Raw genomic sequence first — 14,434 nt, forward strand, 5'->3', positions numbered from 1 at the left:
TAAACAGGCCGGACATCTGATAGCAAGCAATCGGGTCAGAAATCTGCTAGTGTCCTACAAGCGAGGGGCCGTCCACATCTGCAACCTCTACCGCCTGCGCAAATCCGCCGCGGAAGTCGCCGCCCAGTTCGGCGTCCTCACTCCGGCGCAGTCCAATGCCGGCGAGGAAGTGTATCCCGGCTACCCTGGGATGGTCGTGCGCGAGGTAAGCGGTGTCCGGACACTGCAGTCGATGGTCTGGGGCTTTCCGCTGCGACTGAAGTCGATGAGCCCGACGGCGAAACCGAAGCCAGTCAACAACATCGCCGACTTGAACAAGGGCATGTGGGTTGGCTTGGCCCGGAAGCCCAAGTGGCGCTGCCTGATCCCGCTAACTGGCTTCGCGGAAGCCGAAGGGCCTAAGGGATCAAAGACCCGCACCTGGTTCAGTATAAAGGATGAGCCCATCTTCGCCTGGGCAGGCTTGTGGCGGGACAGCGCCGAATGGGGCCCTGTCTATTCCGGCCTCATGACCGACTGCAACGAAGCGATCCGGCCGGTGCACGATCGCATGCCAGTGCTTCTACATCGCGACGAATATGCTCGTTGGCTGCATGGCAGCTTTGACGAGATCGCGCGCTTTCAGGCACGCTGCTTTCCGAACGACCTGATCGTCATGGACCGCACCGGCGAACCTTGGTCCAAACGAAAGGCCGGGGACGGTCAAGCGGCGCTGCTTTAGGCTCGGAAGCGGTTTACCGCTCGGCGCCATTCCACGTCGCTGGGCAACGGCAGGTTGGTTACAGTCGGCGGCTCTCGGGTGAGCTTGATCGATATTCCTCGGTTGTTACAAGCCGAGCAGCGGAGGCGAGCCTCTGCATCGACCAACATGCTCGGCCATTGCTTTCGCTCGAACAGGCGCCACAGCGCAGCCGCGTGGAACACTCCCATATGCCCGCACCGCAAGCACGTTGCTCGCACCGACCGGTGGAAAGCCGCAGCCTCAAACAAGGTGCTCGGCACTTGCCCGCCATCCGCATCATAGCGCGCCATCAGCTCACCAGCCTCAGACGCGGTCCTGCCGCGTCTGCCGCCTTTTGAAGGCCAAGGGTCGGCAGCTGTGCCTGGGGGAGCACTCGTACCAGCGCACCTGGCCAGGCCGGAAACATCGCGCGCGCCTTGGCAGACAGCAGCGTGGCAGGCGGCTCATCGATCAACAGCGTTGCGTCATACCCGCACCACAGTTCCGGCGGGATCCGACCAAGTCGATACTTGCCCGCAAAGACCACAGCAGCCGCTGGATGCAGCTCACGGCGGCTGGCGATGAAGCGCGCCAGGCAGATCGGCCGGTGCGCAGCTTTCCACGCCTCGTACTCGGCGGCAGAGGCCATTTGCACCAACCGGTGCCCCTCCACCCTCCCCACATGGATGAGCCACTCACCATAGGAATAAGCTTCGAGCTCGATCGGCCAGCGGTGCGCCAGCCAGTTCGTTTTCTCTATCGGATCCATTCCGCTCGCCTCAGGCGCACCCCTGCTCCGCGAACAGCGAGGGCTGTACGGTTTTGTCGTTCAGCACACTGCGCGCCTGCTGAGCTGCACCGACCGCTTGGCGATAATGGATCGTCTTAAACCGCTCCGCCTCCTCGAAACCGACCGGTGTCCATTCCTCGCTCGGATAGCACGCATCGTAAATCGCGCGCGCAACTGCACGCAGCCGGAGGTCATGCTCCATGCTCAAGCTCCTGTAGCTGTCGAATCGCCAACTCAGCGGCGTGCCGTCAGTTAGAACAAATAAAGAACGCGAGGCAAGGCGGTATCGTTGGCGCCATGCCTCGCCCCGGTTGTCCCATTTTTTGGTTTTGACCGAGCCTGCGCCGTAGGCGGGGCAGCGTTCGTCCTGGCAGCAAGCGCCTCATTTCAGGGTCGTTCAGTTCGGATAAGCCTCTTGCAAATGCAGCCGATCATCGCAGTCCCGCGGCTAGCAGCTGACGACCAGAGTCCGTAGTTGGCTGGTCAATTTTTGAAGGACAGCTTCCGATACAAGTCGCCATCTTCAGCGAGAAGAGGTCTAGCAGCAAGGCGCCTCAACCTTTGCCATTCAGCGCTAGCATGCCAATCTCAGTCCCCGCGATGGATGCGCGAATCGCTCCGGCATCGAGGGAAGCGGATCGCGCTCGATAGTGAGCTTTGGCCGCACATTCAAAACGCCTGGAGCCGGAGGCAATTCCGATAAACGCCTGCATCCGAGAGCTTCATTGCTGTGAGAGCTTCTCCATTCTCTCGAGTTCGGCGGAGGTCTCATATGTTCTCGCCTTCAGGTTCCTGGAGAGGAACACTATCTTCGCCTGTTCGCCAAGCTTGCGACCCTCAATCACATCTTCCTTGAGGCGCGCCTCAATATCGATTTCTTTATCAGTAGAGGCGTCGCGCTTCTCGACATACATCCACACCGTTTTTTCGGGCTCGGCTCCTCCTGCCGTGATTGTCAGCGGAAAGGCTATCCCAAGCAGGCGACCATTAGCACCTCGGTTGAACCGCGCGCCTGAAGGGTCAATCGAAGCCGAGCCGTTCGCCCATCCCGGCGGCGGGGGCGGGGGTGGCGTGGACCCATCGCCCGAAAGCGCGGCATCAGCGAAGCGGCGCGACAAGTCGTAAACGTCAGCCTTTCGCAGCGCCCACCGCTGGTAGATCGAAGGCGGCGGCTTCTTGCGCGTCTTCGAACAAACAGGTTTGGCGATTTTGCCTTCGGCGTACAGGATCCGATTTACCGCGCTGTTGCGAGCGGGGTAGGCTTTCATCTTACGGTCGTACTCGCCCGGACTCAGCGACGTTCCGATTGGCGAAACGCTGTCCCCCTCCGCCTTCAAACTTATAGTCGCAATCACTGCGAAGGGCACACCCGCTTCGCGGAGCGCCGTCACTGTCCCACCCTCGTGCGCCGCTCCGATGATCATGATTACCGGCGCTGACGCGCTTTTTGCGGCGGTGATGGCGCGTTCTGCCATTAGGTGGGTCGCATCGGCGCGCGACTGTAGAAAGGCACGGTACTGTTCGAGGTATTTTTTCTGCTCATCGACCAACCCCTCCGGCAACTGGTCGGTGAGCGAGGTCAAAGTGCCCACATCGTCGAGTTCGCTCTCGATCTGCGAGAAATCATTCCTGCCTTGCGTCGCCGGGCAGTTGCGGATGAACATTGGACCGAAGCGGCTCGACGGCGGAACGATCTCCGCCAAGATGGCATTTGTCTTGGTCGTTATTACCCTCCCTTTGTTTGCGAATCCCGGGCAGTCAAGTGCTCCCGGCTTGTTCAGGTCGCGCAACAAGGCCGCATTTTCCGTATCCATCGCATCGAGCTTGCTTCGGACATTCTCCTGGTGAGCCTTAATCGCTTTGACCTTCTCTGCATCCTCTTTGGCGTCCAAAAGAGCGTCGAGATACGCGATATCTGCTACGGTGTGGCAGAGCGATCCCTTAGGCGCTTCGACCGCGTACCCCTCTTTGGTTTCACCCGCGGTGAGAGGCACACCAAAACCAGCCGCCAAGAACTCAGCACTGCTAAGGTCACCCTCGGTAAACATCCCGTAGACCGCGTCGACGTCCATCCTTTTCGGCTGTTCTGTGATTTCCGTCGCGCCTTCCAGCACGATGGTCGAAATACCGAGCTTACGCTGTAGTCGTACGAGGATCAGCGCCTGCTCGCGCTGTTGCTGGAGCGAGTCATGGCTTTCGGGAAGAATATAGATCGGAACTCTCCCTTCGGCGGGATAATTCGTGGTGACTACACCCGCGTCCGTTAGAATCGGCGCCACTAGTGCCCCCGCGTTGATATTTCGCGGCTCTAATGTATTGGCACCTCCGTCCGTGTTTTGGCAAGCAGGCAGAAGGCTCAACGCGATTAGCGCTAAAGTCTGAAGAACGTATTTCATATCCGCTCATCCTTCCGCTTTTACGTTCAGCCTGTTCGCCCCAAGATCTCCAACGCTTCCATTGCTCCAAATTGCGCGAAGTCGTGGGTTTCAGTTACCGCCGCACTGTGCAGGATCGCGCCCGCCCTAGACCCGCCCACGTTGCCGAGGGCCTGGTAAATCCAATACCGCGCAACTGGATCATCGCCAGCGTCCCGGAACACGGGCAGCAGTCGGCCGAGGTAGGCCGCAGCCCGAGCCTCGCTTTCTGGCCCGTCGAGCTCGCCTAGCAGCGCCTGAAACTCCACGTGGTCGAATTTGCGTACCAACCGGTCGCTGCTCCCGCCTGACCACCGCTTCAGAAAAGCGCCGATCGGAAGCATGAAGCCGATGCGCGGATCGTGAAGTGGGTCCGCCGCGTTCCCCGTTACGATACCGACGATGCCGCCAGCGAGCCGGTCCCACACGGGCCCACCGCTGAAACCCGCTCGGATCGGAAATCCATCCGCGTCACCGTTCAATTGAATTGCACCGGCGGCATTCACCAGTCCGATTATGCCATGCGCGGCGTTACCTTGCCTCTCCCATCCGACGGGATAGCCAAAGGCATCAAAGCGGTGCCCGCGGTTGATCTCATTGATCAACAACGGAGGTGCAGCATCGACAAGGCTCTCTGCGACTTCAATCAATGCAAAATCCTCCACCGGAGTCTCTGCAGATCCTTGTAGTACTAGCTCGCCAATCACATGTTTATCGGGCGTAGAGGCAAGAGATAGCTTGATCATCCCCCCTTTCGCAGCCTCAGTCCGCGCTTGTTTTCCGTGGACAACATGGACACAACTGAGAATGTGGTACTCATCGAGCACTACGCCTGTTCCGACAATCGCTCCTCGATCCGAGATGATCCGACATGACGCGGCGCGAAGCGCGTCAACCGCCATAGGTCATCTTGATCTGAAGATTACCTTCAGCCGATGCCTTCGCGACAATGATATTGCCGTCGACAGAGAATTTAAGACCAACCGTTATCTCCACGGCGGTCGGATTGCCTGAAGTGGCCCGAAATCTTGTAATCAAAGAATCTAGCATTGTAACGATGGGGTTAAGTGCCTCTCCTAGCGGCATAAGTTTGGCAGCAACTTGTTCGGCAGAACTAGCCTGCGCGTAACCGCCACCAATTAATGCAGGATCGACTTCAACCTTAATCTCGGAACCATCCGAGGCAAGATAGGTCGCAATATGCGGCATGACCGGTACTCCAGTCACAAACTGAAAATTATGATTCTCTGAAATCGTTACCTTCGAATTAATCTATCGGTGCGCGCCGAAAGGCAAGATGTTACAAAAAAAATTTTGCATTTTTAGCTGTCGCACCTCGACAGCTCGCTCACGCGCTGAAGGAATGGCCCCAGCAATCAAAGATATTATGCAAGGGGGCGGTTGCGATAAATTGGCTTCTGACACGAGCTGACGCTCAACCTGCCGCATGTGAACGACGGCTTCGTTCCCAGTTGAAGCCCACCGACCCATGCGGGAAGCAGCAGCTATAAAATGAAGGCGGAAGCAATGCGCACGGCGACGGTCGTGGCGACGTCACCCAGTTGATTCAGTAAAATATGCGCCGGATGCACGGAGCAATGGCCATTCCCGTGCCCAATAACGAAAGGATGGCCATCACTACAAATTCCACCTCGATCAGCGTGGGAAGCCGCGGTCGCATACCGCGTTTTCGCCGCCGACAGCGAAGTTCGCAATCAGCAGTTCACCCGCTTTGGATGGATTCCCCCTGCCCACGGTGTACGTCGTCTCGACGGGCGTCATTGTGAAAGCACTGAAAACCTCGCGGACGCCAGGAGTGTCGTTGAGCGAGAGCAGGAACTTGCCCTTGATGCCAGAGAGCTGCGCGGAGAGCCGCTCGAAGTCCTCGCGGCTAAAGACGTCCTGGCCATAGTCGGTTTCGCAACCCCAATAGGGCGGATCGAGATAGAAGAGCGCACCCGCACGATCATAGCGGTCGATGAACGCGGCATAATTCAGCTGCTCGATGACGACGCCAGCCAAGCGATCATGGATGTCCGCGAGAACCGGCTCGAGCTTGGTGATGTTGAAGCGCGCGCCTTGCGTCACATCGACGCCAAACACGCGCCCCTTCACCTTCCCACCGAAGGCGAGCCGCTGCAGATATAGGAACCGCGCTGCACGCTGCAGGTCGGTGAGGCGCTCGCTGGGCAGCGCACGCAGACGTTCGAACTCGGCCCGGCTCGCCACGCGAAAGCGCAGCATGTCGAGCAGATACGGGTAGTGCTCCTGCAGCACGCGGAAGAAGGTCGCGACGTCACCGCTGACGTCGTTGATCACCTCGGCCTTGGGCCGCTGCCGGCGGCGCAGAAAAACACCGCCCATGCCAACGAAGGGCTCAGCGTAGAGCTGATGGTCGACCTGCTCAATGATGCGGACGATCAGCCCAGCTAGATTACGCTTGCCACCTATATAGCCGGCGGCGGGAGAAACGGGGGTAACGGCATTCAACATCGGGGGCGTTGCCTCTTGTAGAACTACAGACCAGCGGGATCTCGAGGAACGCGGCGGTGACACGGGACCCAAAGTGTAGGAAACCCTCAAAGGCGCAGGCGAAACGATTTATCCTGCGGCCGTTATAGGCGTCCGCGCTCGAGAGCGACTTCAGCTCGCGGCCCACTGTTTCGTCGGCAGCATCGGCGATACTCCGCAGCCCCTGGGAAATTATCCAGATATATTTGGATACGTTATGGCAAAAATTGCAGTCACTTGGGAGAGTAACCTGCATGAACAATAACAGGAGAGAATGATGAAAAAGGGCCCAGCAATATTGTCCATTCTCGCGCTCTGCGCATCATCTACAAGTGCCATTGCCCAACAGTATTCAACGGAGAACGATTGGCTCCCACCCCCACCCGGTTACACGAAATTCTACTGGTCTTTTACGTTCCCGGTATTCCAGAATCCTCCCCCGCCGATCGAATCGGACATTCCAATTGTAGGGCCAGGTGGTGGATTGAAAATGGTTGGTTCCTACGAGACCAAATGTGACGGCGTCACCAAACTCCTAGGTAGGCCTGTCGGCAACATTTCTCAGGTTACAATCCGTCAGGATTCAATCTGCTGATGTTCGCTAAGGGTGAGGAGCCATGCCGATGCTCCTCACCTACACAGATGGACTGCCTTCTTCACGCTTCAGCCATCGGCTTCCGCTCACGGAACCGGATCACCTCGCGCCCAGCCTGCTCATTGAACTGCAGCAGCCGCACCTGCAGCGGCAGGATCTCCAGGTCGAAGAACATGTCGACCGCCTGAAGCGGATTGCCGAACCCGCTGGAGCCCTGCGCCGGCACGATGCCCAGCAGCTGGGGCGGCACGCGGTGCGCGGCAAGCACGTCGTCGCGCGTAGCGTTCTTGATGCCGAGGAACTCGTCCTTCGCGCCAACCTCGGCGATCGGCAGGATCTTGAGGCTTCCCTCCTTCGCATTCGGCGCGTGCACGAACAGGTTGCGGAAGTTGCCGGGCCCGCGCGACGACTTCAGCGCCGCCTTGAGGGCGCTGGTGTCCTTCTCGTCGATGTCCCCCGTCGCGTAGAGGATATACCCGGCATGGCTGCCGTTCAGATAATAGCGGCGGCGGAACAGGGTGGCGGCCTCATTGAGCAGCGCCGACTGCAGCGCGCTTAAATATTCGGGCAGGCCGTAAATCTCCTGGTTCACGTCCGGCTGGCGCACCTGGTGCACGCTGCCGGGGGCGAACTCGGTCTCGTCCCGATCGCCGGGCACATAGAAGAACCGGCCTGGCTCGACGCCGCGCCGTGTATATTTGGCGATGGCATGCTCATAGCGCAGCACGCCGCCCAGCACGTTGCGCCGCTCCTCCAGATAGCCGTTGCCGAAGACGAGGAAGTCCTGCGCCAGCGCTTCGAATGCCGCGGTGCCCAGCAGCGGCGACGGCTCGAAGGACGCGACCAGCAGATTGCGCTTGAGCATGATGGCGCTGCTGTGGTGCGGCGATACGCGGAACGCGCGCGCCAGGCCGTCGAGCGGCACCGGGGGTTCGTACCATCGCCCATTCTGCCAGCACTCGGCCATGTCGAGCAGCTCGCGCCGGTTCAGCACCGGCTCCGGATCGCCGAAGCTGAACGCCAGACCATTCGAGCGGTCCTGATCCGCCACCGGCACCAACGCCCCAGACGAGGCCACTGCTGTTTCCTGCCGAGACATCCTCTGCGCCCGATTCCGCTTCGCCATCGACTATCTCCATACGCGTCTTCGGCCGCGCGCTGCCGTCCAGGGGTTCGTTGATCAGGATGTGCATCACCGCCCAGGCCAGATCGGCGTGGCCGGTGTCTTCGCCGCCACGGCTCGCCTTGAAGGTGATCGCCTTGCCGGAGCCGGTGAGGGTCTTCTTGATCGAAAGGAAGCTCGACTGCAGGTCTATCCAGCCCGCATCGAATTCGATGCGGCCGCGCGCAAAGCTGTGCTGCGCCTTCATCACCATCTGCGTCTTTGACTCCAGCGAATATTCGATCTTGGTGCAGCCGCGCACCTTGTCGTGGAGGAGCTGGTAGACGGCCGAACCGATGCCCGTCGCGTCGATGCCGAGGTACGTGCAGTTGTACCGGGACAGCCGCTGCAAAATGAATTCGGCCTGCGCCTGGTAGTCGATGCCGCGCAGCTGGTGCTTCTCCAACAGGCGGAACTTGCCGCCCGGCCCCTCGGGCGGAAGGGCTATCACCAGCGCAGCATTGTCGCCGTCTTCGCTCTCTTGCGGATCATAGCCCGCCCAGACCGCGCGAGTGCCGGCGGGCTTCGCCGCCAGCGGATGCACGTCGAGCCAATCGACGACGCTGTCGACCGTCGCCCGCTGCAGTTCGTTGAACTTGAAGGCCGAGAGGCTGTCATCGACGAACTGGCACATCAGCAGGTTGGCGAATTCGTCGGGCGCATAGAGCGATTCGGCCTGCAGCACCAGCCGGAGCCGGATCAACTTAGGAACGAACCGCAAAAGCTTCGTAAACATGCACATTTTTGACTTTCCTACACATCTCCGTCGGCGCTAACTGAACATAACAAGAACAACGGGTCTAAGGGTCGAATGTGATGTGCAAGCCGATGTTTCGGCTGACGCCGGGTTGCGAGCGCGGCTGCGAGACGTGCGATGTGAGTTGCGCGGTGTTCGCAGCGCTACGAGACGATCTGTGGCGGGAACTGGAGCAGTTGCACCGGGAACGGGCATTGCGCCCGCACCGGGTTACGGCGCGAGGTCTCGAAGCTGCGAAAGAGCAGCTGGCAAACGCCGAGCGAGAATTTGAGCGCGCTCGTCCTCCGTCGCGTTCTCCGGAAGGATACGCAGCATGGCCCGGAACATGGTGGCCAGCGCTTCCTCACTAGGTAAGGCGACCTGCATCGTTACAAACTGAACCGGCCGCTCTGGCTCAACATACGGCGCATCGGGGGCAGGATCATCCGTTTCCCCCATAAGATACGCAGGCGACGTGCGGAGCGTTCGCGCGATAGAATGAATGTACTTCGTGCCATACGCGCCACCGGTCGCAAGCTTGTTCACGGTAGCTTGCGCGATGCCAATGCGGCGACCCAGCTCAGCCTGACTTATGCCTCTTTCGGCTAAGAGCAATCGGAAGCGTTCTGAGGAAAACATGGGGAGACGCTACACCTTTAGCTGTAGCAGCGTATAACGCTTTAGCGATTGACGGCCTAATGCTATAGCTGTAGGCCAGCAGCATGGATCTCTCACTGACTCCTAGCCAATCACTCGAAAGAGCCGTTGCGATTGCGGGCTCACAATCCGCGCTCGCAAGGGTTTGCGGCATCTCTCAAGCCGCCGTCTGGAAGTGGCTAGCCAACGGGAAGCACCTTCCTGCGGAGCACGTCCTGCGCGTCGAAAAAGCCACTGGCGTGCCGCGCTCTCTCCTTCGTCCCGATATCTACCCCGAGGACCTTCATGTACGCCCCGCATTGAGCAGCGTCGTGTGCGATCCCGGCTCTTTATCGAACGCCTACCACTTCTCCGATACCCCCGCGGGTCGCACTGCGGCGGAGGCTCCGGCGGCTGCGGCCGACCGGAGCCCCATCCCCTTCCCTTGCAAGGAGGTCCAAGGGTGACAAAACTTCGCGTCCCCGGCACCTGGTCCGCCGCCGTTTTGCAGATCGCCGATCATCTGGGCGTGCGCCGCGCGGCCCACGCCGCCGGTGTGGGCGACCGGACGATCTACAAATGGTCTGATCCCGATACGGCGACCACGCCCACCCTGGCACAGGCTGCGGCGCTTGATCGCGCCTATGTCGCTGCCGGGGGCGCTTCGATGCCGTTGCTTGAATGCTATGGCCGCATGGTCGATCCAGCGGCGCTCGAGCTGGCAGCTTGCCCGCAGGCGCTGGTGATCGAGATCGCAGGCGTCGCGAAGGAGGCCGGCGAGGCCGTGTCATCCAGCCTCGTCGCGAGCCAGCCGAACGCCAGCCGCGCTGCCATGCTTCGCGCGCTGCAAGAAACGCACGAGGCGGCGCAGGCCGTCGGCTCCCTGTCGCGCCGCCTCAGTTCGATCTTTCGCCGCGGTGCGACGCCGGGACCAACCACGCGGGGCACCCAATGACGACCAAAAGACGACGGCTGTTCGTATGTCCGGAATGCGGATCGGGCGTTATTTGCCGCACCAGCGAGCAGGTGACGGCCACGATCCGCGAGGCGCGGCTGCTGTGCAACGATGATGAATGCGGCTGCGCCTTCGTTGTCCAGATCGTCGCGGTGCGCCTGGTGGTGCGGGGCATGAAGCCGAACCCCGCCCTGCACCTGCCCATCGGTCGATGGCGAGAGCCGGCGAACGACGATGCGCCGCGCCCGCCGGCCAATGATGACGAAGCGCCACCCGAGGTAGCCGATACCGCCGGCACCTGATCCGGCCGCCGCCCCTTCCCCAGCCTGAATGTCCGCCCCCGGCGCAACCGCGCGCCGGGGCACGACCCCGCTTTGCCTGAAAGGAAGCCATCCCGATGCAAGCCTATGCTCCCCCCTCGCCCCGCCCGCTGCGGATGGGCGCCTGCGCCAGTACAGCGTGTCGGCGCACGCGCTGGATTCTCCGGCCGATCGATCGCGCCTGCCTGTACCTGCTGGCCGGTATCGGCTCCGGATGGGCAGCAATCGCGATTTGGGAAGCGCTGCGATGATCGCCCCGCTGCTCGGCTCCGCACCCGCGCGCCGCCGCATGTCCCGTGCTTTGGTGCTGCAGCCCAGCCTGTGGCCGGATCTGGCGGAGACGCCGCGGATCACCCCCTCGGACTATCTGCGCCTTCGGCGGGTCGCCGCCAGGCTGACGATCGCGGAAGCGGCGGATCGGCTGATCGATAGCCGCGCCGACCATCGCCGCGCGGTGGAGTTCCTTCGCCGCCTGGAAACGCCGGGGCGAACTGCGCTCTATCGCTCGACGATCGCGCATCTGCTGCAGGCATTCCCCTTCGATCCGGACGTCTATTGGCAGCTCGCCGAGGAGCCCCTCCATCGCCACCCGAGGATCTGCCGCGGCTGCGGCTGCTCGGCCCATGATCGCTGCGCCGACGGTGAAGGCGGTGCCTGCCACTGGATCGAGCAGGATCGCTGCTCTGCCTGCAGTCAGGGGGGCCGGACATGCGCCTGATCACCAAAGCCGTCCGCGCCGTATTCGTGACGCTGCTCGTCTGCGCGGCGTTGTGCAGCGTGCCGCTGCAGCTGGTCGTGCTGTTCACCCGCGCCCAAGCGGCACGGCGCTGATCGGCGGCCAGTCCCGGGCCCCCGCGCTCGCCATTTGACGCCCCATCCCCTCGCCGCTCGCGCCGGCCGAACCTCTTTGAAAGCAGATCAATGTCGGAAATGACCTCCTTCGCGGTGAACGACCGCAACTTCGCTCGGCCCAAGGGCCGCTTTCTCCGGATGCGGGATCTCGTTGCAGAGCTGAAGCTCAGCGAATCGACCATCAACCGCCTGCACCGCCGCGGCGAATTTCCCGCGAAGATCCAGCTCAGCCCCAACTGCACTGGCTGGTGGGAGTGCGAAGTGGAGGCCTGGAAGGAAAGCCGCACACGCACCTCCGGTCATCACTGATCAAAGGCACGGGGGCCTCAATGGGGGCCCCGCACCCGTTCCGCATTCAAATACAACATAATTATCAGGGCTTTAAACAGTGCATACAGAATCCTACTCGGGGAGCCATCTGCTCATGTCGGGACCGGTTACGACCGGTCCCCACATCCCCATCCTATAGCGATGCTCCTATCCCCTCCGCCCGGCGCCCCCGTGACGCGGGTTCACCCCAGCTTTGTTCGCACCGACAGACGAATCGTGCGGCCGATCGGATCCAGGCTGGCGGGCAGCAGCGCGAAGGGCGTGGCGCGATCGGGAAAGGTGATGCTCGGGCGTCTGCCCAGCACATTCTCCACCGTCAGATGCAGACGCAGCCGGCCTGCCTCTCCCGGTCCGTTCGCAGCGACGTTGAGATTCGCGTCCACTGATAGCCGAATCGGCTGGTGGTATCGTCCGTTGCTCCCGCTGCCCTGCCCCAGCACCACGGATGGTGCGTTCCAGTCGACGCGCAGCTGCGTGCCGAATCGGGCATTCCCGATGCCGGCTTGCCCGTTTACCGAGTCCCGCGATCCGCCCCCGCCGCCGGCGGCGATTTGCGAGGAAGCGAGATCCAGCACGGGCCCCACCGGCGTTAGCATCAGCGATTCGCGCAGACGACGCGTGTAATTGACGGTCAGCGTCCACCGCGCGCGGGACGCATGCCCTGACGCTTCGCCTTCCCGCGCGTGCCCCAGCGCGCCTGATACGCTGGTCGAGAGGTTCAGGCTTTGCCGGCTCTGGCGAAACGCATTGAGGGGCCTGGCGTCCACGCGGGTGAGCTGCCCGCCGACGCGGGTGAAGCGGTCGGGAAACGCACCCTCGAAAACCAGGCTGGGCGTCGGCGTCAGGATGGGGTTCTCCGTCCGGTCCTCGGAATAATATGCGGAGACGGACATATCGGTGTCCTGCATCCGGCGGCTGAGATTCAGCCGCAGGGAAGAGCGCGATTGGCGGGGTGCCCGCAGGTCAGGGTTGCCGCCCAGGATCTGGACGACCTGCACCGATTGCTGGGTGACCGGATCGAACAGAAGGACGTCCGGCTGCACCGTCAGGGGCGCCCATTGCTGATACGCCCCCAGGCCCTGCCGCGCTCTGGTCCATTCAAGGTTGAGCCCGTTCAGCGGCGACCAACCGATCGCCTGTTCATAGCCCAGCAGCGCCGTGCTGCCGGTATTCCGGTCGAACTGCGCCTGCAGGCGCGTGTACAGGTCGCCGAGCCCCCGTCCCTCCGGCCCTCGGCGGAGGATCGGGACCGTCACGCCGAATTGCGCATTGGCCGATCGCCGGACATTCGCCATCGCTCCGCCGAGGGTCGAGGATTGCGACAGGCTATTGCCCGAAAAGGACGCGCTGACATTATACTGGAGGGAACCGGCGGGGAGGTGGAGCAGCGGTCCAGAGGCGGTTGCGTTGATGCCCGCGCTCGCACTGGTCGAGCGGTTGCTGAGCCGGGCATCGCCGCGCTGCGTCTCGGTGCTCGACTGCGACGCCCTGGCATTCAGCACGAGTGACCAGAAATGGTGGCCGGCGAGACCCGAAAACGTGGCCGCGCCGCCGAGCCCAGCCCCATCGGCACGGAGCGCACCTCCGCCGCCCGTTAATATCCGCTCGCTGCGGCTCCAGTTGCCGTTGGCCGACAGGCTGAGCTGGCTCCGGCCGAGCGGGAGCGCCCGGCCGGCCAGTAGCGCCAGCGCCTTGCTCGACGCGCGGAGACTCGCCTGCGGCTCCGCCGCGCCCCCCTGCTGTCGAAGAAGTTCTGCATCGAAGCGGTCGCTATAGCGCAGCGGCGCCTGTGCGGAGGCGGACAGGGCGCCGTTCGACCGACGCTCGCCACGGATCGCCGTCGCGCCCAGCTCGGCACGCCCATAGCCAGCCCCGCCCTCGCTTGGGAGGTTGGCCTCGCCGGTCGCCTGCAGCGAGCGAAATCGCTTCTTGAGCACGACGTTCACCACCGGTGTTCCGCCACCCAGCCCTTGCCGGACGCCCGCCGAGGGCGGCAGGATCTCCACCCGCTCGATGGCTTCGGGCGGCAGCGCGGAGATGTCGGCGATGTCGCCCAGCCGACGGCCGTTGACGATCACCGGTGCGTCATTGCCCGGCGTTCGCCGCTTCGCCGCCGCGATCACATCGCCCGCGGTTTCCGCCGCGAAGCTGTCGATCTCTTCGCGGGAAATGGTGCTCAGCGGCGCATCCGTGTCGGGTGGGCGCTTGCCCGTAACCAGAATCTCCGGCGCCTGCGGCACGACCTGCGCCTGAGCAACGGCGGCGACTGCCACGGCGAACGACGGCGGGGTCAGCACGCCGGCCTTCGATACGCTGGGAACAAGACATCCATCTGCGCGTCGCTCTTTCGCCAAGGTTCCCACGGCCGCCCCATGGCGCACCGACGCGATCCGTTAAGTGCGTTGCCTAGAA

General features: G+C 62.3%; 16 protein-coding genes and 1 pseudogene. 7 read left to right on the forward strand and 10 right to left on the reverse strand.

The features are described from left to right. Positions 1 to 76: 76 nt before the first annotated feature. Entirely contained in the window at positions 77 to 721 is a 645-nt protein-coding gene (locus A7X12_RS10065) for an SOS response-associated peptidase (RefSeq protein WP_064311581.1), read from the forward strand. A 310-nt stretch (positions 722 to 1,031) separates the two neighbouring features. On the opposite strand, the gene A7X12_RS10070 is transcribed toward A7X12_RS10065, so the two are convergent. The 9 genes and pseudogenes from A7X12_RS10070 to A7X12_RS10105 form a co-directional block, all read right to left on the reverse strand. After that, the gene (locus tag A7X12_RS10070; protein WP_064311503.1) at positions 1,032 to 1,490 is read right to left on the reverse strand and encodes a hypothetical protein; all 459 of its coding nucleotides are present in this window, start codon (positions 1,488 to 1,490) and stop codon (positions 1,032 to 1,034) included. A 10-nt stretch (positions 1,491 to 1,500) separates the two neighbouring features. Further along, on the reverse strand, positions 1,501 to 1,713 hold the full coding sequence (locus A7X12_RS10075; RefSeq protein ID WP_064311504.1) for a hypothetical protein: 213 nt from the start codon (positions 1,711 to 1,713) through the stop codon (positions 1,501 to 1,503). A gap of 520 nt (positions 1,714 to 2,233) precedes the next feature. Beyond that, on the reverse strand, positions 2,234 to 3,907 hold the full coding sequence (locus tag A7X12_RS10080; RefSeq protein ID WP_157105558.1) for a hypothetical protein: 1,674 nt from the start codon (positions 3,905 to 3,907) through the stop codon (positions 2,234 to 2,236). 26 nt (positions 3,908 to 3,933) lie between these two features. Further along, entirely contained in the window at positions 3,934 to 4,827 is an 894-nt protein-coding gene (locus tag A7X12_RS10085) for a S1 family peptidase (RefSeq protein ID WP_084445302.1), read from the reverse strand. Then, on the reverse strand, positions 4,817 to 5,134 hold the full coding sequence (locus A7X12_RS25495) for a CU044_2847 family protein (RefSeq protein WP_157105559.1): 318 nt from the start codon (positions 5,132 to 5,134) through the stop codon (positions 4,817 to 4,819). The genes A7X12_RS10085 and A7X12_RS25495 overlap by 11 nt, the downstream gene beginning before the upstream one ends. A 447-nt stretch (positions 5,135 to 5,581) precedes the next feature. Beyond that, entirely contained in the window at positions 5,582 to 6,418 is an 837-nt protein-coding gene (locus A7X12_RS10090; RefSeq protein ID WP_064311507.1) for a DNA adenine methylase, read from the reverse strand. Between the two features lie 674 nt (positions 6,419 to 7,092). Then, positions 7,093 to 7,998: a phage portal protein gene (locus A7X12_RS10095; RefSeq protein ID WP_332308536.1), complete on the reverse strand. Its 906-nt coding sequence runs from the start codon at positions 7,996 to 7,998 to the stop codon at positions 7,093 to 7,095. A 220-nt stretch (positions 7,999 to 8,218) separates the two neighbouring features. Beyond that, positions 8,219 to 8,935 (reverse strand): annotated as a pseudogene (locus tag A7X12_RS10100) (phage terminase large subunit family protein); the annotation flags it as partial. Between the two features lie 225 nt (positions 8,936 to 9,160). Then, entirely contained in the window at positions 9,161 to 9,568 is a 408-nt protein-coding gene (locus A7X12_RS10105) for a helix-turn-helix domain-containing protein (protein WP_084445304.1), read from the reverse strand. An 83-nt stretch (positions 9,569 to 9,651) separates the two neighbouring features. On the opposite strand from A7X12_RS10105, the gene A7X12_RS25070 reads away from it, so the two are divergent. The 6 genes from A7X12_RS25070 to A7X12_RS10125 all read left to right on the forward strand — a co-directional run bounded on the left by A7X12_RS25070 (position 9,652) and on the right by A7X12_RS10125 (position 12,001). Continuing rightward, positions 9,652 to 10,032 (forward strand): transcriptional regulator, encoded by a 381-nt coding sequence (locus A7X12_RS25070; protein WP_084445306.1) that lies wholly within the window; start codon positions 9,652 to 9,654, stop codon positions 10,030 to 10,032. Then, entirely contained in the window at positions 10,029 to 10,520 is a 492-nt protein-coding gene (locus A7X12_RS10110) for a hypothetical protein (RefSeq protein WP_157105560.1), read from the forward strand. Before A7X12_RS25070 ends, A7X12_RS10110 begins: the two co-directional genes overlap by 4 nt. Beyond that, positions 10,517 to 10,822 carry an ogr/Delta-like zinc finger family protein gene (locus A7X12_RS10115; RefSeq protein ID WP_064311511.1) on the forward strand — a complete coding sequence of 102 codons (306 nt, stop codon included), beginning with the start codon at positions 10,517 to 10,519 and terminating at the stop codon, positions 10,820 to 10,822. Before A7X12_RS10110 ends, A7X12_RS10115 begins: the two co-directional genes overlap by 4 nt. Positions 10,823 to 11,087: 265 nt before the next feature. Beyond that, on the forward strand, positions 11,088 to 11,558 hold the full coding sequence (locus A7X12_RS10120) for a hypothetical protein (protein ID WP_157105561.1): 471 nt from the start codon (positions 11,088 to 11,090) through the stop codon (positions 11,556 to 11,558). After that, positions 11,549 to 11,671 (forward strand): hypothetical protein, encoded by a 123-nt coding sequence (locus tag A7X12_RS26585; protein WP_269747812.1) that lies wholly within the window; start codon positions 11,549 to 11,551, stop codon positions 11,669 to 11,671. The genes A7X12_RS10120 and A7X12_RS26585 overlap by 10 nt, the downstream gene beginning before the upstream one ends. Positions 11,672 to 11,761: 90 nt before the next feature. Then, positions 11,762 to 12,001 (forward strand): helix-turn-helix transcriptional regulator, encoded by a 240-nt coding sequence (locus A7X12_RS10125; protein ID WP_084445310.1) that lies wholly within the window; start codon positions 11,762 to 11,764, stop codon positions 11,999 to 12,001. Positions 12,002 to 12,204: 203 nt separating this feature from the next. Here A7X12_RS10125 and A7X12_RS10130 read toward each other — a convergent pair whose 3' ends face one another. Beyond that, positions 12,205 to 14,319 (reverse strand): hypothetical protein, encoded by a 2,115-nt coding sequence (locus tag A7X12_RS10130; protein ID WP_064311513.1) that lies wholly within the window; start codon positions 14,317 to 14,319, stop codon positions 12,205 to 12,207. Positions 14,320 to 14,434 lie beyond the last annotated feature (115 nt).

It is taken from the genome of Sphingomonas sp. TDK1 (assembly GCF_001650735.1).
Lineage (GTDB): Bacteria > Pseudomonadota > Alphaproteobacteria > Sphingomonadales > Sphingomonadaceae > Sphingomonas.